The following is a 22,681-nucleotide window of genomic DNA, read 5'->3' on the forward strand; positions in this document are numbered from 1 at the left end:
GGTTTATTTCCTTAAATCTAAGGGAGTATCTATTTTCTAGTTTCTATTTTTTCTTTTTAAACAAACTTGCTCCTATGGCAGATATCATTACACCCAAAACTCCAATTACCCCTGCTGAACTTCCACCTGTTTTAGGTAAATAGTTTTTATTAGTATTAGTACTATTATTACTATTTCCACTACTGTTACTTCCATTAGTGACATTATTTGAACTATTATCATCATTGTTTGAATTATTATCACCTGGCTTATCTGTACTTTTTTCAACTAACCTTCCTAATGATAACTCTAAAGCACTCTTAGTATTATTAACTTCTTCTTCAGTTGCATCTTCGTTAGCAAGTACTAACTTTGCCATTTCTAACGCATTAACTACATTACTAAAACTCTCTTCTGTATACTTGCTTGAATCCAATGCTTCTGCTTTATTAATTAAATCTTGTAATTTATCCTTATTTGGTTTTAATCTTAATTCAAGATAAGCTTTCACTAATTTATTGTATCCTTCTTTTACTTCATTTTCTAAAGCATTTACATCATCAATAATTTTATTCACATCTGATAGAACTATTTCTAAGTTGTTCCAAGTTGATGGTATAAACTCATCTTTATTTAATTTACTAATCTTATCTATTAGATTAATTAATTTTTCCTTGTCTCCCTTATAGAATGATAATTTTTGCATTGCAGCAGCTAATCTATCAAAAGCAGCATTAACTTCTTCTTGAGTCGCATTAGAATTATTTAAAACTTCTATGGCTTTAGCTAGTGATTCCTTAAATTCTTCTGCAACTATAGGAACAATCTTTTCTAAATCTTCATCAGTAATTTCATTTGCCATATCAACAGCTATTTGTAAATGATCTTTAAATACTTCTTCATCAACTTCAGTATTTTCATTTACTACTATTTCATAAATTTTTGGTGATGGATTATTAATATCAAATTCTATCTTAACTTCTAAAATGTCATCATTAACTTCTATATCACTTAATTGTTTTCCTAATATTCCAACCTTTTTCCAAACACCATTTGTATTTTTTACACTTACAGTAGCTTGGCTTATATTATCCTTATCTTGCAAGAATAATATATTTCCTACATTTGTTATCCTTGTCATCTTATAAACTAATGATTGAGTAGTTTTATTAATTTCAGCTTCAAATGCTGTAGATAAATCACCATCGTATAAGTAATCTACTCTACCTTCCAAATCACCTGTTACTAGTTCTACATAATTATCATCTGCATCAGGAACTATTTTATTAACATCTATGGTCTTCTTATTATCACCTTTATTTACTATTCTAACAAATGTTGCAACTATGCTATTATTACTACTCATTACTCCATCAGTAATATTTGTTTCAGCTTCAGACCATTCTATTCCATTTAATGAGTATTCAAGCACTAATCCTTCATAATCACTTGCATTAATTATAACTTTTGATAATTTATTTGCCTTAGGAAGTGCTATTCCAACATATTCATCCTTATTAAGCTCTAAAGCTGTGATTCCACCTATAGTATATTCTCCATTTTCAAACTTTACATCAATATTTAAATCTTTTATTGATGATATAACTTTTGGAGTTATTTCTTTAAATATAGTTTTAGAAATTATATCTCTTGAAACAGTTATAACTTCATTAATAAGTGGTTTAAGTCTCTTTTCTCCTACAGCTACTGTATAAGGTGTTATAGTACCATCTTCTAATCTATCAACAGTGAATGTGTCCATTAAATCTAACTTTTCATTAGCTAAATTGCTATTATCAAGCCATTTTTCTATCTTCCCTTCTTCTGCAACAATTAATGCTTGCATTGCTGCTACACCCGCTTCACCTAAAGCTTTATATGAATTTAAAAACGGTTCAATTTCTGAAAATAAATTATCATTATTTATATTCTCTTTAATAACATCATAATCTGATACAATAATATTAAACTCAGTTAATAAATCATTTGCTTTATCAACTAATTGCTCATTATTATAAATTGCACTCTTTAATGCATCTATCTTTTCAGCCAAATACCAAGACTCATCATATTCAAAGGCACCACTTGCTCCACCATCATCTTTTAAATAGCATATATTACTTGCAAATCTCATAAATTCTTCTTTTATTTCTGGAACAAGCTTTTCTATTGAATTTTCCCAACTCTTCATATAATCAAACTCATCAGTATTCCAAGTATAATCAGCTATACTATATAAAGCGACCTTAGAAGCTTCTGCTTGGTTCATAGGATTTGAGAAGAATCCACTAACATTATTTAAGTCTGTACTTAAATTGTGTAATGGTGCCATAAGAATTCTAGAATCACAATAATCATTAACTGGATAATTCCACCAAACTGCTAAATCCTTATCAACTCCAGTTTGTGTTTTTGGCCATTCCATTACATCCTTAGATATATTAGACATTGTTGCATGTCCTGTCCACATTACTTGAATATCTGAATGTAAAGTTTCCATAAATGGCTTAAAGTATCTATCCATATTTGGACCCCATGCAGAATTATATCTTGCTGAAATAACTATCATCGGTGCAACGTCACCCTTAGCTTTTACAAACTCAGTATCAATTCTATTTATCCATTCAGCTTGCTTTTGCCCATTAACCCAATCATCTGTATCGTCAAATAAAACACCAAATTGTCTTACTCCTAAATCGTATAATTGTTCATATTTTGCTATAAGAGCATCAAAATCATCTTCAGTAAATTGTAATGTTGCTCCTGGATGGATTGTCCAACAGAAATTAATATTATTTTCTGTTCCTACTTTAGCAAGCTCTTGTATTTGCTTAGCTTCTTCTTTTGGATATAAATCTTTCCAGTTACTTCTATGATAAGGATCATCCTTTGGTGCATAAATATAAGTGTTCATCTTATATTCACTAGTATCTTTCATAAGACTTATTCTATCTTCATGACTCCATGGTGTTCCGTAGAATCCTTCAATAAATCCTCTAAATTCGATTTCTGGATAATCACTAATAACAACTTCTACAATTTTATTATTTGATGCTTTCTCTAAAATTTGTCCTAAGCTTAATACCCCATAATATGCTCCTTCACTATCTGCAGCAACTATAGATATATTACCTTTATCATTTTCATCATTACTAGTTTTTATTACATAGCCTTCTTTATTTTTTAAAGCTTCATCTTCTAATAACTCAGTATCTACGCAATTATCGCAATGATTTTTATCTGATGTTAATACTATATTTGCCTTATCATTTGCAACCTCTTCTGAAATATTGTAACTTATATTATTTTCTTTTAATATTTCTTCTAACTTTCCTAATGTTGCTTCTTCTTGCTCCCCATGAATTACAACATTAACATCTCCTACTAACTCCATACCTTCCTCAGATAAATAAATAGTTTCTTGAGGTACTGGATAAACTATAGGTTCTTTTTCTTCGCCTGGAACTACATATATAGGTGGTAATTCAATATCACCCTCTACTCCCATTACTTCTACTTCATAAATTCTTGCGGCATTATCACTACCTTGAGTAGGTTCATCTACTATTAATTTAACATACTTAGCTTTAGTCACAGGAATTTTATCAGTAGTTACGCCAGCTGTATTATTAGTAACATTTACCACTTCATTATAATTCTCCCCATCTAAACTAGTTAGAATTCTATAAGCCTTTGTATTCATGGAAGCTGATTCTCCACCCGCTTCTGAATGTTTTATAACTACATCTGTTATTGTATCTATCTTTCCTAAATCTATAGTTAATGTATGAGTATTTCCCTTATTAGCACACCACTTAGTATTTGATTTTCCATCAACAGCCATTTCTGGTGCTTCTGATCCGGCTACTGAACTTGATGCAGTTACTGACTTCCCTAAAGCAAGATTAGTTTTTTCAGTATTTGCAGAGTTTGAAACTGTAATTAACCCTTCTTTAACAATGACATCATTACCTAATATATTTTTAGCCTTTAATGTTACTGAATATATTCCTTCCTTTTCATAAACTACTGTTGGATTTTCCTCAGTACTAGTTTCAATATTAACTCCTTTAAATGTCCATTCAAATTCTGATGACGCCATTGAACTTAAATTTGTAAATTTAACTTCTTGCCCTGGTACCACAAAAGTACTTGAAACATCAAAATTTGCTTTTGCATTAAAATCGATATTTAAGGCTTCAGTTATAAATTCTAATGCAGTTTTTTCTGAAAGCTTCTTACCACTATTTAAACTTGATAAATTATCATTTAATAAGTCTTCTAATCTTTCTACTTCTAAGGTATTTTTATCTCTCTTAGCTATTAAATAATCTAAAGCTAATTTATCATTCTCCCCTAAAAGTTTTAATTTATCTAAGTTTTCTCTACAATGAGATAAAATATTATCAGGTAACTTTTTCTTTAATACATCAGCAGCTTCAATCATATCCTTAAACTCTTTATTCAATATTTCAATTTCAGTAGTAACATCTTGTCCTTTAACTATTTTTCTAAGTAACTCATCCATAGTTTGTCTTACCTCTGGTGCATCTCCTCTACCAGTAGAAGCCCAGCTTGCTTCCATTCTTGATGAGTGATCTGCAAAAGTTATCATATATGGTGCTAAATCTCCATACATCATTTCTATTGATTTTTTCCAAGATTCTTGATAATCATATTCAGATGTATTCCAAGCATAGTCTGCACCTGTTGATAATGCTATCTTTGAAAGTTCTGCATGTTCCATTGGGTTCATTACAAAGAAATCTATTTCTTCCCCTAATGACGTATCTACATTATATACTGGACCTAAAGCTAATTTTTCTTTCATATAATCAGTAACAGGATAATTCCACCATATTCCCATTCTATCTCCATATATAGCCTTTACGAAGTCTACATTTTCTTTATCTATTCCTTCCGGTACAACTACAGAACCTGTCCACATAACCATTATGTCACTACTTAATGTAGATGAGAAATCCTTTGTATATTGCTTTAATTCATCAATTGACCCTCCCATAACATGGGTATCATATTCTGTTGGAACAGTTATAAGAGGTTTAACATCACCTTTTGCTTTAATAAATTCCTCATTAAATCTATTTAATAACTCTGCTTGTTTAACACCATCTTTATTATTTATATCGTCAAATAATATAGCAAAGCTTCTAACTCCCATATCATATAATGATTCACATTTACTTACTAAAGCTTGAAAATCCTCTTCACCTTCTTCCCCATCAAATCTAATATCTATACCCGGAGAAATTGCAAAAACAAAATCAACCTTGTTTTCATTTGAAGTTTTAATAAGTTCATTCATTCTTTTCATTTCACTTTCAGGGTATTCATCTCTCCAGTTCTCTCTATGATATGGATCATCCTTTGGTGCATAAATATAAGTATTCATTTTATTTTCACCATAAAATCTTATTTGATCTAATCTATCTTCATGTGTCCAAGGTGTTCCATAAAATCCTTCAACTATACCTCTTGTTTTCATATTTGGCTCATCAGTTATAACAACATCATTAGAATATACCTTACTTCCTGTATTGGTAATCATCTGAGTCAATGTTTTAACACCATAAAAAGTACCATCTTCATCTTTACCTTCAATTAAAATAGTTCCATTTCTACCATCATTAGAATCAACAGCAAGTACATACCCCTCATCTTTTAAGCCTTCAGTACCTGAAACTCCAATTCTTTCCTTAGCTTCATCCATTTCTTTTATATCATCCTCTACCTCACCAATTATTAACGTAGTTGATGATTCATCATATGATTCATTAATTACAATATTATTTTCGCTTAAAAACTCTTTTAAAACTCTTATTGCATCTTCATCTGCCAAGTCTTTTCCTTGTAGATTAACTGTTGATGTAATTGTTAATATTTCTTCATTAACTTCTATATTTTTAGGAGCTGGATTTAATTTAGGCAATGATATACTAACTTGATTATTTTTATCAGTAAATGCATCAACCTTAGTTATAGTTAAACCATTGATAATAAATATACTAACCATTGTTGTTGCTAGCAACCTTTTTAACATCTCTCTTCTCATTTTTCCCCCTATTATTTTCATATAATGATTTTAAAGTTAATTCATAAACAAGCATTTTACCATATAATGTAATTATATATTTTTGAGTAAACATTTACAAGTTTTCTATATATAAATTTTTTTAAATAAGTTCTTTTTTAACTTTAGTAAAATTTGATTTTCTAATATTTTAAATAAACATAAATATTAATACATTAAAAAAAGCAAAATAAAACGTTAGTATACACTATAAAAAAATAAAAAAACTGCTACAAAATCATATACTTTGCAGCAGTTTTTCTCCTAAAAGAAAGGAATTTTCCCTTCCTCCTGTGGTATTAATTATATACCATTTCTATCATTTTTCTTTTTAAGCAATGCACTAGTATCAAGAGTTTTAGGCTTAGGAGTTTCTTCTTTCTTCTTCTTTTTTGCCTTAGGATTTTTATCTTTTTTCTTAACCTTCTCTTTTATACTATCATCGCTAGCTATATCATCAGTCTTTATATTATTTCTTTCTTTTTCTATTGACATCTCTTCTTTAAGAAAATTATTTTCATTAACTTTCTTTTTCTTATTTCTAATGTTTATCTTAATATACTTAGAAAAATCTAAATTCAATCTTCTATAAGCTATATCAAATAAGAATAACATTAATGCTAATATAAGAAGTAAATTAGTCAAATTAATTTTCTTATATTCCTTTTCAAGTTTTCCTTCAAAAACTTCTTCAGGTTTATTTATAAAAGATCCATCAGTTTCACTTACAAGAGAATCTAACTTAACTGAATTAGTATTAAACTTATATTCATCAGAATATTTAAGTGCAAAGGCCCCTTTATAGGTACTAGTTATATTTTCTCCCTCTTGTTGCCTTATATTAAAATTATAAAATCCTAACTCACTTAATGGAACATTAGCTTCAAATTTCCCTGGTTCACTTTGAGTTAATGTAAACTCACCTTGTGTACCATCCTCTCCATTATAAACACCTGTTACTTTAGTGTTAGAGTCAACATTATCATTATAATACTCAACCTTAGCTTCATTTCCATCCTGAGTTATAGATAAATGACCCTCTTCACCATAAGATGGTATTGAATAATAAACTATATTTTTAATTAATTGAGGGCCATATTCCCAAGTTAAATAATTTTTACTCCAACTTCCATCAATATCACTTGTAAAGCTTACAGTTTTCCCTATTCCATATTGTCTTACTGCAAGTATTGGCTCATCTCTATTAGAACTTAATATTTCAATTGCATCATCCTTTAAAGATGCACCTATATATCCAAGTAATGATGGAATACCTTCTGAAGTTTGTACTCCTGCTAATACTTCATGATTACTTAATATACTTGGAGTAAATTCTTCATTTATTATATAAGTTCCTACAGACATTAACACTTCTTGAGCAAATATTCTTGGAATATCTGTATAAATATCAGTATAATAACTTCTACCATTTCCTGCTGTTGCTAAATCACTTAAAAGATTTGAATTAGAATCACTTCCTACAGCAACTGTTGATAATGTTATATTTTCATTATTAAATTTACTTAAAAGCTCTTCATAAGTTGAGTAAGGAATTGAATCCTGTCCATCAGTTAATAATATAGTATGCTTTATTTTTGCATCACTTTCTAACTGAAGATTATATCCTTTTTCAAGTGCTGGATATATTGATGTTCCACCTCTTATTTGTATTCCTGATATAAGCTCCTTTATATAATCCTTATCAGTAACCTTTTGAGTTGGAACTACAACATCAAAAGTATCATCAAAAGCTATTACAGATATATAATCTATTTCTCTTAAATTATCTATAGCCTTCATTGCAGCTTCCTTTGCAAGAGTTAATTTACTAACCCCTCCTCCTTCTGCACTCATACTTCCAGACTTATCTATAATTAAATTAATACTTATAGAAGGCACTTCATTTTTGCCCTTCTTATCCATATTTACAGGAAGTATAGTTTCTAATGCTGTATCTTTATATCCTCCAAGAGCATAAGAATCTTCTCCTCCAAAGGTTACAACTCCACCACCATAGTCTTTAACATAACTTTCTATGTTGTCCATAAATCCATTAGTTAAATCATCTTTATAAACATTATTTAAAACTATTGCTTTATATTCTAAAAGTTCATTTAATGTGCTTAGTGATGAATTTGGAGAAATAGTTTTTATATTAGCTCCACCATTTTTTAATATTTCCTCTAGAGCTGTTGCATCACCTTTTACTCCATTTATTATTAAAATATTAGGTTTATCAACTACATTAGTATAAGCACTATATTCGTTATTTACTTTATTAGTATCCCCTTCTGCTTCTACTGTAACTCTATAGCTTTTAAAGCCTCCACTATTTTGAACATCTCTAAATATAAAGGAATTACTACCTTTTTTTACTTCAACAACTTGCTCTCCAACCTTTTCTCTTCCACTAAAAAGAGTAAGCTTTGCTGATGTAGAATAATTAGATTGTAAATCTATTTGTACAGAAAATTCTTCTCCAATGGCAATATTATCTGGAATAGTTACATTATCCACATAAATTTCATTACCACTTTCTCCACTAACCTTATATACTTTTAAATCTATATTTTCTGCATTAATTAATGGAATTGATTTTAATATATCACCTTTATTTTCTTCTCCATCAGTTATAAGAACTATCCTTTTAGATGTACCATCCTCAAATAATGTTATTGCTGTTTCTACTGCACTTTGAATATTAGTTGCTGTAGAAACTAGACTTGAATTTAAGCTCTTATAGGAAGCTTTGTTATCTATAATCTTATCTACTTTTGCATTATCACCAAATAATATTACTCCAGCTTTATTTCCTTTAGGCATTATTTCTAATGCATTATTTATAAAACTTTCCCCACTATCTTTAAAAGAACTAATACTTTCTGATACATCTAATAAAAATACTGTTGAAATATTTTTCCCCTTAATACTTATTGTTATATTTGCAAATGATAGTAATAATAAGGTGAAAATTACTATTCTACTTATTAATATTAAAGTATCGTTTTTGCTGCTACTCCTAAACTTTTTCACACTATAGTAAACAAAGAAGATAAGTATTGGAATCAATATTAAAAAGTATAAGTTTCCTATATCTAATTTCATTTATTATCTCCTCCTAATTACCTTTCTTGTATAATATCCATTCAAAAGCAACTACTAACATAGCTAATAATATAAATATTGGTGTTAAATTAAATCCGCTTTTTAAATTGCTTTTACCATGAACTATATTATCATTTTCTCCAATTGTTTCTACTGAAGTATTACTTTCACTTGAAGTTGGGAAGTTTACCGCAAAACTTTCATTATTATTATTTTGATTTATTTTATATATACCTAAAGCTAATTCCCCATTTACTTCTTCACCTGATTTTAAATCTTTAATATCTCCATTAGGATAAGTTACATTTATTTCATTTTCAAAGTCTGAAGATTTAACTACTATTTTTTCTCCAGCTTTAAAGTTATTACTATATACCATTCCAGTAGAAATTAATTCTTCTCCAAGTTCATATATAAGAATCGGGAATTCCTTTTTAAGAGCAAAATCAGTTGAATGTAAATCAAAAGATAATGCCGCTATTTTTCTATCATTTATTTCACCTTTAAATCCAATAGAATTATCATCTATAGTAAGTATATTAGTACCATAGTATGGTGTTTCTATTATTTTATATTCTGACAATGTAAATTGTGTATCTTCTAAATAACTAGAAACTGATCCCTTAACAGCTGTAGCCTGACCCATTTCTCCGCCTTCTAATACATTAAAAAATTCATTTGAATTAGGATTTATAAATAATATACTACCCTTTCTTGGCATAACTTCTGGCATTTTATTATCAAATACATAAAGATCATACTCATCATTATCTGTTATATTAGATACATCATTAGTTTTATAAACTTCTGTATTTTCAATACTTCCAAAAGCCTTTTCTAAAAATATATTTTCATCTGTAACTAATAATATTTTCTTCACTTTATTTTCGTTAACAACATGATAATAAGTATTATCTTCCATTAATATATCTTTTCTTGATAATTCACCTTTTAAATAATCAGAATTTAAAGAATCTAACTCAAAAGATAAAGTTTTACTTTCTCCAACTTGTAAAGTTACTCCTTCTACTGCTGCTAATTCTTCACAATTATACAAAGAGAAATCTCCTTCATATAAGCTATCTCCATTATTAGTTACATTAGCTATAACTTTAACTTTATCATCTACAAATTTATGAGAAACATTATCTACAGAAGCATTTAATCCACTATTACCTAAATAAACTATTCTCCCATTTATATCTGAAATAGCCACTTGTTTATCTGTAAAAATTAATGCTTCATATTCTTCTCCAATTCCATCACCTATAGCTTTAACAAATGACACTACATCACTTATATCACCACTGCCATAAGTTTTACTTATTTTATCAATAATAGAAGATGCATTAGCCTTATTAAACTCTCCATTTAAAAGTAAATTTGAAGTCCCATCATAAGAAATAATATAAGTATTTGTACCTTCCTTAGTACTATTTAAATACTCCTTAGCAAGTGTTTTCCCTTGCTCTAATCTACTATTGCTATCATCATATATGGTATTCATACTAGCAGTATTATCTATTACCATTATTACATTTTTATAGCTCTTTCCTCCTATACTAATAAAAGGGCTCATAAGAGCTAAAATAACACTTAAAATAATTATAATCTGTAGTAACAGCATTATATTCTTTTTAAACTTTTCCCATGGTGTATTGGCTCTAGTATTTTTATATACTTCCTTCCATAATAAAGATGAAGATATAACCTCTTCTTTATATTTACGCTTTAATATATAAAGCATTATTACTGGAGGAATAGTTAATAATAAAAATAATGGCCATAAATTAGTAAAGCCCATATTCTTTCCCCCTAATACAATACTTTTCGTTTACTAAATTCATTTAATATTATTTCTTCTATATTCATAGATGAATTAACAGTTATAAGCTTTCCACCATACTTTCTTGCTAAAGCTTCAATACTGTCATTATATTTTTTTAATGTTTCTTTATAATCCTTTATTAATGATGGTGTAACACTAAGCTTTATATTTTCTCCAGTTTCACTATCAATTAAAGTTATTTCATTATTAAACTCTGGGTTTATTTCTTCTTCACATAGTACTTGCACTAAAATTATTTCTTGTTTTTTATAAGCTAAATATTTTAAGCCAGCCTCTAGGCTTTCTAATCCTGAATTATTTAAAAAATCTGATACTACAATAGATATTCCTCTTAAATTTAAAGGTCTTTTCTTTATACTTTCACTTAAATCAGTTGTTCCATCAAAAGTTATATTTTCTAAATCTCTTAATATTTTTTGAAAACCTCTATTACCAGTACCAGTCTTTAAACTTTCTATTACTCCATTATTCATTGTACTTATATTTACTCTATCTAAATTACTTAAGGCAATATAACTTAAAGCTGCTACTATTTTTAAAGCTGTATCTTTTTTATTATCTTTTCCATAATCCATAGATTTGCTTTTATCAATAAAAAAGTTAAATACACCTTCTCTTTCTTCCATAAATACTTTTATGAAAAATTTATCGAATCTTCCATAGGCATTCCAATCTATTCTTCTAAAATCATCACCTGGTGCATATTCCCTATAATCTGAGAACTCTACTGATACACCTTTTGCTTTTGATTTTCTTCCTCCTTGAGTACCTCCACTAAGCTTAAAATTTATATACATATTAATTTTATTTAGCTTTTTAAAGAAATCCTCATTAAACATCTTTTCACTCATTTTTTACACTACCTTTAAGTCTTCTAAAATTTTAGAAATTATAGCTTCTTCATTTAATCCTTCAGTTATAGCATCAAAGTTTAATATAATTCTGTGTCTTAATACTGGGTATGCAAGCTCTTTTATATCTTCAAAAGATACATTTAATCTTCCTTCCATAACTGCTCTTACCTTTGCCCCAGCAATAATACCTTGTGCAGCTCTTGGACCTGCTCCTGCTTCTACATATTTTTTAGCTATATCAGCTCCACTTTCTAGTTCTGGATGTGTTGCAAGTATTAACTTTAAAGCATATTCTTTTACTGGTTCTGCAATTTTAATTTCCTTAATAATATTTCTAAGTTCTACTATTTCATTTCCCTCTAAAACATTAGTAAGCTCAAGGCTTTTATTAGTTAATGTTAAATCCATGATTTCTTTTAATTCATCTAAAGTAGGAAATTCTACATTAAGTTTAAATAAAAATCTATCAAGTTGAGCTTCTGGAAGAGGATAAGTACCTTCTTGCTCTATAGGATTTTGAGTGGCTAATACCATAAATGGCTTTGGCATTTGATATGTTGTTTTACCTACAGTTACTGTTTTTTCTCCCATTGCTTCTAAAAGTGCAGATTGAGTTTTTGGAGTAGCTCTATTAATTTCATCTGCTAGTAAAAGATTTGTAAATACAGGTCCTTTTTCAAACTTAAATACTGTATTATCATTTTCCTTTACTACAATATTAGTTCCTACAACATCTGCAGGCATTAAATCAGGCGTAAATTGAATTCTAGAAAAGTTTAAATCTAATACCTTTCCTATTGTTTTAACTAATTGAGTTTTACCCATACCTGGCATACCTTCTAAAAGCACATTTCCTTCTGCAAAAATAGCTATTAAAACATTTCTAATTGTATCTTTTTGACCAATTATTCCTTTCCCTATTTCCTTTTCACATCTTTTTATCTTTTTTGAAACTTCTATAATTGATTGTTCATTAATTTCCATCTTTGTCACCTCATAATTTTTTCAGTAATTTCTTCAATACTTTTTTAATTTAATCCTTCGAAATAGTTTTTTATAAGATCTTTTAAGCTTTGTGGTAAATTGCTATTATTAGCACCTTCTAATGCACTATTGCTATAATCTCCAATTACCTTATCATAATCTACCTTTTCTCCACCTATATTAAATCCATTTTCACTTTCTATTTCTTGTGAATTTCCATTATCATTTTTATTGCCAGTAAGATTTTCATCACTACCTTCATTTCTTCCTGGAATATATATTTGCTCTCCTGTAGAATTTTCTAAATCATTTTCTTTACCTACAGTACTACCAGTATTCCATCCTGTTCCTGAACCTGATCCTGATCCATTTCCACCTGAGCCACCTTGTCCTTGACCACTTCCAGAACCCTGTCCGCTTCCTGAACCTTGACCTTGTCCATTGCCTTGTCCCTGACTTTGATTTTGCCCAGAGCCTGATGATTGTTGACTTGAACTACTAGTATTTTGTCCATTACTATTATTTACTGATTTTGAAATAGCATTTGATAAGCTTTCTTCATCAAGCTTTTTATCTAATACTGAATTTGATGCATTTTTCAAGGCTTCTGCTAATTCTTCATCACTCATTTCTAAGGCAGCATTCTTTAAAACTTCTGATAGCTCACTTAATTCCGAGCTACTCATATTTCCTAACTTATTTTGAATCCCTGATAACTCTTTATTTATAGCATCTTCATCTCCATTTAACATAGCTTCTGCTAGAGGTTTGCTTTGTTCTTTTTTCATTAACTCATTTACTAACTTATTTATATCCTTTTTAGCAGCAGCTTCTTTTTCCTTATTAAAGTCATCTAATAATTTATTTTTAGACTTTTCTAATGCTTCTTTAGATTTCTCTGATGACAACTTTTCCTTTTTATCTTCTAGCTTTTTCTCTAAACGTTCTAAAGTCTTATTTATCTCAGACTTTTTTTCACTTTCCTTTAATTCTTTTACTGCATCTTCTAAAAGTTTTTTAACTTCTTCCTTTTCCTCATCTGATAAATCTTCTGACTTTTCTATTTCCTTCTTTTCTTTTTCAACCTTTTCTATTACTGATTTTTGATATTTATTAAAGTCTCTTATTTTTTGTGCTTCTTTTCTTGCTGTACTAGGTACAAACATTATTAAAATACACATTATTATTAAACCTAAAGATAATAAAACTTGCTTCTTATCTACACTAATTTTTATTTTTTTAATATCAAACTTTTTAATACTCTCTACTGTATCTTTCTTTTGAGCTATTGATATATTATCATCACATCCTATAAGTTCTAATGATGTAATAAGTCTTTCATCTAAACCTTTAGAATCTACCATAAGAGCAACTTTATCTTTTTTAGGAGCTTTTATAAAACCATAAACTAAAATAATTATTAATCCTATTACTAATATTCCTATACAAATTTCCTCAATATAAGGAATTGTTATAAAAAGTGATATTAATAGCAAACTAAAGATTAAGCATAGTAGAAGCTTTAATCCTACTATGCTTAAATTTAATAAGAAGTTTGCCTTAATTCTTTTAGAAGCTTTATTTATAAACTCTAATATAGCTTTATCTAAAGAATTCATCTCCCTACTCCTTTACCTTTTTAGATTTAAACCTACTTTTCTTATTTAATGGATTAAGTTTAACTGAAGCTAAGTATATAAATAATACTGAAAGTACTAATTGTAATACTGTTGAAATGTATTCAGAATGCATACTTATTCCAAATTCTGAAAACATACTATTAAACTCTAATCCTAATCCAACTTGATTTAATAATAAACTTACAAACCCTACTACTGGACTTAAATAAACTATAGGAGATGCCTTAGGCACTATTGTTACAGGATTGCCACTCATATTCATTTTATAAACAGTTATCATAAGTATTGCCCAGGTAATAACAATTATTCCTATATAAATAAATAGTACTAATGCATAAGAAAGTGCAGTTGATACTTTTGAAGTTTTAATATATGTTGATACAAAAACACCTATAGAGCTTACAAATATTGTGTTAACTATGAAAAATATTATAAGCGCTAAAATATTACTTATCTTAACCACACCAATTATAGCTCCAATTGCATAAAGAGGCATTGTTGAAATTATAAGTATAATCACTCTAAGTGATGAAGCTGAAACTTTTCCTATAATTATTTGAAGTGGCGTTAATTTTGATGATAATAATATATCTAAAGTTTGCTTTTCTCTTTCTGAGCATATTGCTGTTGAACTTAATGCCGGAACTATGAAAAGCAATAATATCGCTTGTCCTAATGCCATTACAACATAGAATAGTTTTGATGACTCTAAATATAATCCATTTGAAAAGATTGCTTCATTTACTGAATTATAGTAAATCATTACTGCTATTGATAAAACTGCTATATAAGCAAATATCATTAAAGTAAATTTAATACTTCTAACCGCTATCTTGCTTTCATTTCTTAAAACTGGATTCACTCTCATTTTTACACCCCATCTTCATCACTATCTGCTGTAATTTGAATAAATACATCTTCTAAGTTTCCAACAGCTCTACTGTAATTTAATACTGGAATATCTTTTAATACTAAATATTTTAAAAGATTTGCTACATCCCCATCATTACCTATAACATTAGCTGTAATTTTATTTCCATCAATTTTTATATTATCTACATATGGTAACTCTTTTAGCAATTTAATTGCTTCTTCTTCCTTTGATAATACTGTAAATACTATAGGTGATGCCCCTGCAGCTCTTGTCATGATTTCATCTACAGTTCCTTGGCATACAATTACTCCATTTTTAATAATACCTATATTAGTACATACTTCTCCAAGTTCAGGTAGTATATGTGAAGAAACTATAATTGTTTTTCCCATTTCCTTTAAATTTCTTAATATTCCCTTCATTTCATACCTAGCTCTAGGGTCCATTCCTGAAGCTGGCTCATCTAAAATTAAAAGATCTGGATTATGAACAAGACACCTTGCTAAACATAGTCTTTGTTTCATTCCCCTTGATAACCCATCAACATATGCATCATATTTATCTTCTAAATTAACTAATCTAAGTAAATCCATAGATAACTCTCTAGCTTCTTTTCCTACAATTCCATATATTGAAGCATAAAATTCTAAATATTCAATTGCTTTTAAGTTATCATAAACTCCAAAAAAGTCTGGCATATAGCCAATTTTATCTTTTAATGCCTTATTATTTTTTATAGCATCTACTCCATCTACATAAACTTCTCCACTATCTGGTGATAAAAGTCCAGAGATAATTTTCATTGTTGTACTTTTTCCAGCACCATTTGGTCCTATAAAACCAAATATTTCACCTTTTTTTATTTCTAAATTTAAACCCTTTACTGCTTTAAAATTTCCATATGATTTTTCAAGATTCTTTATAACTAACACTATTTCTCCACCCCTTTTATTCCTAATTTTGGAGCTGCACTCTCTGTATTTTCGCTAGCTACAACTTTTATTTTTATTATGTTATCTAAACTATATCTTCCATCATTTATTAACTCATAACTTCCTGATGTTAATTTAAACTCTTCATATTGGTTAGTATTATAATTGTAAATATAGTACTCTCCAGTAAGTCCATATTGATATCCCATCCCATCTGTAAAGGTATTAATAGTTATTTCTCTTACATCTACATTATCATTAATTTTATAATCTAATACAATTTCACCTTCACCATAAATATAATCGCTATAATAATCGTAGTTTACTCTATCGTCTACTTCACTTACTGTATAGTCAAAATATCCTTCTGGGAAACTAATATTTCCACTTTCATCTTTAAAATCTATATTTGCTTCTTGTATCACTGCTGTTAAATTATAATTTGAAATTGATTTACTTTCTAAGCTCAAACTATAATCTACCGGCAAATCTGTAATTGCAATAATTTTTGTTGTAGTTCCTAAATATCCTGTATCTCCTAATAAAGTAAGTAACGATGCATATCTTTTTACATTTTTAAATTTAGGATCTTTTGAATCTATTTCATCATCCCATCTTGATTGATAATATTCATCACTTAAAGAATTTGCATAACCTTGAATTCCAAAAGAACCCTTGCTTACTAAATCAGTAACCGAAATTTCTTCACCTTTAGCTACTTGCCCTAAATCCCAAACTGATTTTCCAGAAACTATTACAAGCCTTTGAATGTCTGCATCTAGATTATTTTTAACAGTTCCTCCTAAATTTCCATTCTTAATCTTTAAAGTATTTTCTAATTTAGGCATTACAATTTCTTTTCCTGATACTTCAAATTTATTTACATTTGCCACATTATTATTAGTAACTGTAAAGTAAGAGTTATCATTTGTATATGTTGTTTTAACTCTTAAAGTTTTAGCATTGTAATCTATATCACCATAATAGTAGTAATCATCAGACATATATTGCATTTTTAAATCTTCTTCGTTTTCTATTTTTATATTTTCTTTATTTTTACTTGCTATACCTATATAGCTGTTTATTTGACCTCTTCCCTCTTCATCAACAGATATAATATTTGTACTATTTACTATGACATCCTTTATTTTCATTTTGCTGCCTAATAAATAAATCATTACTGTAAATACAATTGATGTTACAGGTATAAGCACCCATGTTAAATCTCTTTTTTTCATTTTCTTTAATATAAGATATACAACTATTCCAACTAAAATCGCATAAACTCCAAGTACTATTCCTAAAGTTAATGTCCCTACTGCATTCTCTACCGGAATATTACCTAATAAATTACTTATTTCATAGGCTCCTGAATAATATCCACCTTGATAATTTTCTTCATATATTTTATCAAAAGTTTCTATTAACATATCTTGTAATATAATAGCTGCATCACTAGATGAAATAAATGGTTCTAACCCTAAATCAAAGGCAGTTATTAAAATTTTCCCTGCTCCTCTATCTAAAGAATATACTAATTCATTTTCATTGCTATTAACTATAGATGTTGAATCCTCTAAAGTAATTTCTGATAATATTAAATTTAAGCTTTCTGAAGCAGTTTTAACATTTTGCTGGCTAGTTCCATTTGAAGCTATATTTAAAAAACTTTTATTTATATTATTAATTGTTTTGCTTTCATTAGCACCTGCACCTATTAGTAATGTTCCACCTGAATTAACCCAATTATTTAATGACTTATACTGTTTTTCATTTAAATTAGCCATATTATAATTATTAATTATTATTACATCTAATCCATCTATATTTAATCCATTTTCATCTAACATATCTTCAGTTAGGTTAACACAATTCATTTTTCCTGTATTTGAATAATTAGAATCAAAGTATGTTACATTTCCTAGATATCCTAATGCTGTAGGATCATCTGTTAATAAACCAGTAAAAGCATTTCCTTCATTAATTCTTCCTGATGAAATTAGTAATTTTTTTTCATATAATACCTTTCCGTTTTCTATTATACAAACAGTCCCATTACTATTTCCCTCTAAAAATTTTACTGGTATTGTTACACTTATGCTTTCCCCTTTACTTGCACTTACTTCTTTGGAATAAGCATTATAACCACCACTAGAGTCACTTGTAACCCTTACCTCTACTTCTCCATTAAAATCTTCATCTAAATTATTTATTTGTACAGTAACTGGCATATATTTTAGAGCTTTATATCTGCCATCTATACCATAACTTATATTTAAGTCATACTTAGAATTATTTTTACTTGCACTTACTTTTAAATTTGGAATTAGTAAACTCAAAATAAAAATACTTAAAATTGTAGTAAATATTCTTTTACTTATTGTTTTCTTCATTAATCTTCCCCCTATTTTACATTATTTTCCCTATTCACTATACTATCATATTTTATCCTATTTATTTTCAAATTTCTTATATTTTACCTTAATAATTTCTTACAAATTCCTTAAAAGACTATTTTTATAATTAAACCTAAAAACTCTAATAATAAAAAAACGCTACAAACTATACTATTTGTAACGATTTTTAAGTATTATTAAGCTTTTTAATATTTTCTATTTAAGGTTTATTTATATCTAAATGAAAAAAGGAATTCAAATTTGAATTCCTTTTTTGTGAATAACATTCTTGGAGGCGCCACCCAGATTTGAACTGGGGAATAAAGGTTTTGCAGACCTCTGCCTTACCACTTGGCTATAGCGCCGTATATTTTCATTATATACAATTCCTCTTAAAATGTCTACACTTTTTAAAATTTTATATTACTAATTTTTTAATACAAAGGAACTGTAAATATGCTCCTTTGTATTATCATTTTATTATTTTAATATTAGTCTTATTTTTATACTTTTTCCTTACATACTACTGGTAAATTTATTGTCTTATAATAACTTATCATTCTAATAAGTACTATAATTACTAACGTTATGAATTGTGCTGATTCTATTCCAATTATAGGATATATGAACCAAAGTAAAGTTACTCCTATAATCCCAGCAACACAATAAATATCATGCTTAAAAATTTGTGGTTTTCTATTAGTTATTATATCTCTTAGAACTCCACCACCAACTCCAGTAATACTAGCTGCAAATATGAATAACATAAAATTATAATTACTATTAATTGCTTTAACAGCTGCTGATACGAAAAAGGCAGCTAGTCCAATTGCATCGATGAACGCAAATAAATTTTTATACTTTAACTGTCCCTTTAAAAATATAGCTAATAAAGTTCCTGCAATAATAAATGGAATTGTCATATAACTTGTAAAGAATACTGGTATACCTACATTAGTAACAATATCCCTAAGCACTCCTCCACCCATAGCTGTAATTATAGCTATTATATATATACCAAAAACATCAAATTCTTCTTCAATAGCAACTATTGCTCCTGATACGGCAAAAGCTAAAACCCCAATATACTCTAAAACTGTAATGTAGTCCAAAAAAATCCCCCTATTCATTAATATATAAAGACTAATTATTAAAATAATTGCGCCTCTGTCTTTTTACCTGAAAGATTCTCTTACTACATTTAAGATTGCTTCGTCGGTGCCTTATATGGGCTTTCCAGAGTTTTCTCAAAATTTGGTCCTTTTGCCTGAGAGTTTGCCGCACTTTCCCCTTCGGCTCTGTACTTAAACAGCATCTCCCAAATTTCTCAACGAAATACTCGTAAATTATAATATATCCATTATAGTAATTCAATATCTATAATGGATATACTTCTATATTTTTATTTTTTTATTGTAGATTTATTAATTCCTTTATGTCTAATACTCTATCAGCACCTAAAATATATTTTGCAATATTAAATAACTCTTTATCCTCTGTAACTAAATTTATATCATCATTAATATAACAAGCATATAACTGTAATAAATCATTTTGAGATAAGTTATTACTATTAAATTTATCCTTAGCCTTATAATCAAATATCATATAAAACCCACTTATATTTTCCTTTTCAACATCTATACTATATGGTAATAAATCACAAAATCTCTCACTTAAAACTTCTTTTCTTCTATACTCTTTTGTTTCTTTTATAGCTAATTCATTTAATATTTCTTTTAATATAAGCACCTTATTTTCTTTTAGTAGTTTATCTAAACTTTGATTATCCTTATCCCAAAGCTTAATTATTATATTAGTATCTAATAAATATTTTTTCATTTGTCCTTCTCCTTTTATAACATAATCATTTTAATTATAAACAAATATCTCCAAATATAAAATATAATTAAATTCATTTCATATTTCTTTTAAATCATTACTAGTATATTGGTAGCCTAAGTCACTCTATAATATTAATTTCTTACTTTTATTTATACAATCTGAAGATTAATTTAAAAGTAATAACTAAAAAAATAAGGTAACTCTAATTAATTGCCAAGAGTTACCTTTAAATGTTAATTATTATGCACAAGAATTTGTTTTTTTATCTACTTCTGAATAATAGTTTATTATATTTATTATAAAATTTCTTGTATCAAAATTTAATTTTTTTGTGCTTGAAATCTCTTTAACTGAAAATTGTTTTGTAAAAAAACTATATGCTAATTCAGCTAAAAATCTTGATGTACTTACTATTCTTGAATCATTTAATAATTCTTTAAACATTATATTTGTTCCTACTATATATTCCTTAGCAACTGTATAAACTTCGTTAATACTTAATAATTTTAATACTATATATAAATCTTTATTTAATTTTCCCATAAAGTTTTGAACTATTTCAACATAATTTTTTTCATGATATGAATCTACAAACTGTAAGTTTTTTCCCATATTAAATCACCTCTATAAATATTTTAATTAATCAATTTGTCAATTGGGTTACAATCTTCTTAATTTATTCTTAAATATTATTAACTTTTTTATTAACATAATAAACTTTTCCCCTTTTTATTATACTGTATAAATCACCCGTTGTAAATGTTTACTTAATCTTTCAAGTAGAACTCTATTTCCTAATTAACAATATTAATTTGAAAATAGAGTTCTAACACACTTTTATTTTTTAAACTTTAATCCAAACTTATCTTTTAATCTTGTCCATATATTTGAATCATAATCATCATCATCTTCTTCATCTATATAATATTGATCTCTTTCTTTATATTCCTCTTTTGAATTGTTAAATTCATAGCTTTGTTCTTGTTTATTATCAAAAATATTTTCTTTTTCTATATTTTGAATTTTAAACTCATTATCCTTTGACAACTTAATATTCAGACCTAATACATATATAGAACTTTCTAACATATATAGTTTTTCTGTAGTATTGCAATATAAACCTTCAACTAGCTTATAACTTTCCTTATCTCTTTCTTTAACCCACCCTTTTAAAGTTAAACTCCCTTCTCCTTGTTTTATATCTTTAATAGAATATACTCCATCAAAAACTTTATATGAAATACTCTTAATTTTATCTATTATTTTACCTCTTAAAATTGTATCTAATCCATTGAACAAATTTTTATTATCTATTATTTTCATTGAAACTGTTTCTTTTGCCTGCTGATATATAGGATATTCTTTTTCTTGTATTAACATCATTAATAACTTTACTTCATTAACATCAGAATAATAAAACTCATTTATTACGTTACTTTTCTCAAGTAATTCTTCTAATTTATTATAAAAATATCCTAAGTACAACAACAATATTTTTTCTTCATTTGTTATATTAGCTTCTATAAACTCTATTTTACCTAATATTTCATTTAAAATTTCTATAGACTGATAATTTTTATTTTCTATAAATACTGATTTTAAATTTTCTATTAATATTAACTTATCTTTAGTCTCTTCTTCCTCTTCAATAGTATTTACTACTAATTCTTCAGTTGCTATTTCATTAATATTCTGTTTTTCTTCATAATTCGTTACTTCATTCATAATTTTATTTATAGATTCTTCTATAGATTTACCATCATCTATAGCCTTATTCTTATCTATGTATTTATCTTCATCTATCTCAACAATATCTATAGCAATATTATTCTCCTTTTCATCGCTTCTTATAAAACTTTTATTCTTTTTTTCTTCTAATACATTATCAACTATATCTATAATAGAATCATTAATATCTTTTTTCAATTCTCTTAGTTCTATTTTTATTTTTTCTATTTCTTCATTAGCCAATTTTAATTTTAGTTTTTGATTTTCTATTTGAATTTCTTTTTCTTCAATTACTTTTAATAACTCTCTTTTATTCATTACTTTTTCATCTAATTTAAACTTTTCTCTCTCCATACTTTATCCTACTATCTTCTTTTAGATTAATATATTTATAAATACATTAT

Annotated in this window: 14 protein-coding genes, 1 tRNA gene and 1 riboswitch; all 15 genes read right to left on the minus strand. The window is 27.4% G+C overall.

The window, feature by feature from the left end; all coding sequences use genetic code 11:
• Positions 1-43: 43 nt before the first annotated feature.
• The 15 genes from Q0Y03_RS01430 to Q0Y03_RS01500 all read right to left on the minus strand — a co-directional run bounded on the left by Q0Y03_RS01430 (position 44) and on the right by Q0Y03_RS01500 (position 22,631).
• Positions 44-6,052 carry a beta-N-acetylglucosaminidase domain-containing protein gene (locus Q0Y03_RS01430; protein WP_297712082.1) on the minus strand — a complete coding sequence of 2,003 codons (6,009 nt, stop codon included), beginning with the start codon at positions 6,050-6,052 and terminating at the stop codon, positions 44-46.
• Positions 6,006-6,146, minus strand: a complete 141-nt coding sequence (locus tag Q0Y03_RS01435; RefSeq protein ID WP_297712083.1) for a hypothetical protein — start codon at positions 6,144-6,146, stop codon at positions 6,006-6,008. Before Q0Y03_RS01435 ends, Q0Y03_RS01430 begins: the two co-directional genes overlap by 47 nt.
• A 227-nt stretch (positions 6,147-6,373) precedes the next feature.
• Positions 6,374-9,175 carry a VWA domain-containing protein gene (locus Q0Y03_RS01440; protein WP_297712084.1) on the minus strand — a complete coding sequence of 934 codons (2,802 nt, stop codon included), beginning with the start codon at positions 9,173-9,175 and terminating at the stop codon, positions 6,374-6,376.
• Between the two features lie 13 nt (positions 9,176-9,188).
• A complete protein-coding gene (locus tag Q0Y03_RS01445) occupies positions 9,189-10,979 on the minus strand; it encodes a BatA and WFA domain-containing protein (RefSeq protein WP_297712085.1) in 1,791 nt (596 codons plus the stop codon).
• Positions 10,980-10,990: 11 nt separating this feature from the next.
• Positions 10,991-11,875 (minus strand): DUF58 domain-containing protein, encoded by an 885-nt coding sequence (locus tag Q0Y03_RS01450; RefSeq protein ID WP_297712086.1) that lies wholly within the window; start codon positions 11,873-11,875, stop codon positions 10,991-10,993.
• Between the two features lie 3 nt (positions 11,876-11,878).
• Positions 11,879-12,862: a MoxR family ATPase gene (locus tag Q0Y03_RS01455; protein WP_297712087.1), complete on the minus strand. Its 984-nt coding sequence runs from the start codon at positions 12,860-12,862 to the stop codon at positions 11,879-11,881.
• Positions 12,863-12,906: 44 nt separating this feature from the next.
• On the minus strand, positions 12,907-14,481 hold the full coding sequence (locus Q0Y03_RS01460) for a pectinesterase (RefSeq protein ID WP_297712088.1): 1,575 nt from the start codon (positions 14,479-14,481) through the stop codon (positions 12,907-12,909).
• Between the two features lie 4 nt (positions 14,482-14,485).
• A complete protein-coding gene (locus Q0Y03_RS01465; protein WP_297712089.1) occupies positions 14,486-15,370 on the minus strand; it encodes an ABC transporter permease subunit in 885 nt (294 codons plus the stop codon).
• 2 nt (positions 15,371-15,372) lie between these two features.
• Positions 15,373-16,308: an ABC transporter ATP-binding protein gene (locus Q0Y03_RS01470; RefSeq protein WP_297712090.1), complete on the minus strand. Its 936-nt coding sequence runs from the start codon at positions 16,306-16,308 to the stop codon at positions 15,373-15,375.
• The gene (locus Q0Y03_RS01475; RefSeq protein ID WP_297712091.1) at positions 16,308-18,701 is read right to left on the minus strand and encodes a hypothetical protein; all 2,394 of its coding nucleotides are present in this window, start codon (positions 18,699-18,701) and stop codon (positions 16,308-16,310) included. Before Q0Y03_RS01475 ends, Q0Y03_RS01470 begins: the two co-directional genes overlap by 1 nt.
• Positions 18,702-18,994: 293 nt before the next feature.
• Positions 18,995-19,069 (minus strand) — tRNA-Cys (locus Q0Y03_RS01480).
• 138 nt (positions 19,070-19,207) lie between these two features.
• The gene (locus tag Q0Y03_RS01485) at positions 19,208-19,816 is read right to left on the minus strand and encodes a trimeric intracellular cation channel family protein (protein ID WP_291674815.1); all 609 of its coding nucleotides are present in this window, start codon (positions 19,814-19,816) and stop codon (positions 19,208-19,210) included.
• A gap of 133 nt (positions 19,817-19,949) precedes the next feature.
• A riboswitch (glycine riboswitch) is annotated at positions 19,950-20,035 on the minus strand.
• Between the two features lie 79 nt (positions 20,036-20,114).
• A complete protein-coding gene (locus Q0Y03_RS01490; RefSeq protein ID WP_297712092.1) occupies positions 20,115-20,546 on the minus strand; it encodes a PIN domain-containing protein in 432 nt (143 codons plus the stop codon).
• 243 nt (positions 20,547-20,789) lie between these two features.
• Positions 20,790-21,161, minus strand: coding sequence for a hypothetical protein (locus tag Q0Y03_RS01495; protein WP_297712093.1), 372 nt, complete (start codon positions 21,159-21,161; stop codon positions 20,790-20,792).
• 225 nt (positions 21,162-21,386) lie between these two features.
• Entirely contained in the window at positions 21,387-22,631 is a 1,245-nt protein-coding gene (locus Q0Y03_RS01500) for a hypothetical protein (RefSeq protein WP_297712094.1), read from the minus strand.
• Positions 22,632-22,681: the final 50 nt, after the last annotated feature.

It is taken from the genome of Clostridium sp. (genome assembly GCF_026168755.1).
In the GTDB taxonomy this organism is placed as follows: domain Bacteria; phylum Bacillota; class Clostridia; order Clostridiales; family Clostridiaceae; genus Clostridium.

Bases quoted from the DNA above. Each gene is read 5' to 3' on its own strand.
- Q0Y03_RS01475 (WP_297712091.1), bottom strand. From the start codon at position 18,701: ATGAAGAAAACAATAAGTAAAAGAATATTTACTACAATTTTAAGTATT.
- Q0Y03_RS01455 (WP_297712087.1), bottom strand. From the start codon at position 12,862: ATGGAAATTAATGAACAATCAATTATAGAAGTTTCAAAAAAGATAAAA.
- Q0Y03_RS01430 (WP_297712082.1), bottom strand. From the start codon at position 6,052: ATGAGAAGAGAGATGTTAAAAAGGTTGCTAGCAACAACAATGGTTAGT.
- Q0Y03_RS01450 (WP_297712086.1), bottom strand. From the start codon at position 11,875: ATGAGTGAAAAGATGTTTAATGAGGATTTCTTTAAAAAGCTAAATAAA.
- Q0Y03_RS01460 (WP_297712088.1), bottom strand. From the start codon at position 14,481: ATGAATTCTTTAGATAAAGCTATATTAGAGTTTATAAATAAAGCTTCT.
- Q0Y03_RS01440 (WP_297712084.1), bottom strand. From the start codon at position 9,175: ATGAAATTAGATATAGGAAACTTATACTTTTTAATATTGATTCCAATA.
- Q0Y03_RS01465 (WP_297712089.1), bottom strand. From the start codon at position 15,370: ATGAGAGTGAATCCAGTTTTAAGAAATGAAAGCAAGATAGCGGTTAGA.
- Q0Y03_RS01490 (WP_297712092.1), bottom strand. From the start codon at position 20,546: ATGAAAAAATATTTATTAGATACTAATATAATAATTAAGCTTTGGGAT.
- Q0Y03_RS01495 (WP_297712093.1), bottom strand. From the start codon at position 21,161: ATGGGAAAAAACTTACAGTTTGTAGATTCATATCATGAAAAAAATTAT.
- Q0Y03_RS01500 (WP_297712094.1), bottom strand. From the start codon at position 22,631: ATGGAGAGAGAAAAGTTTAAATTAGATGAAAAAGTAATGAATAAAAGA.
- Q0Y03_RS01435 (WP_297712083.1), bottom strand. From the start codon at position 6,146: ATGTTTACTCAAAAATATATAATTACATTATATGGTAAAATGCTTGTT.
- Q0Y03_RS01445 (WP_297712085.1), bottom strand. From the start codon at position 10,979: ATGGGCTTTACTAATTTATGGCCATTATTTTTATTATTAACTATTCCT.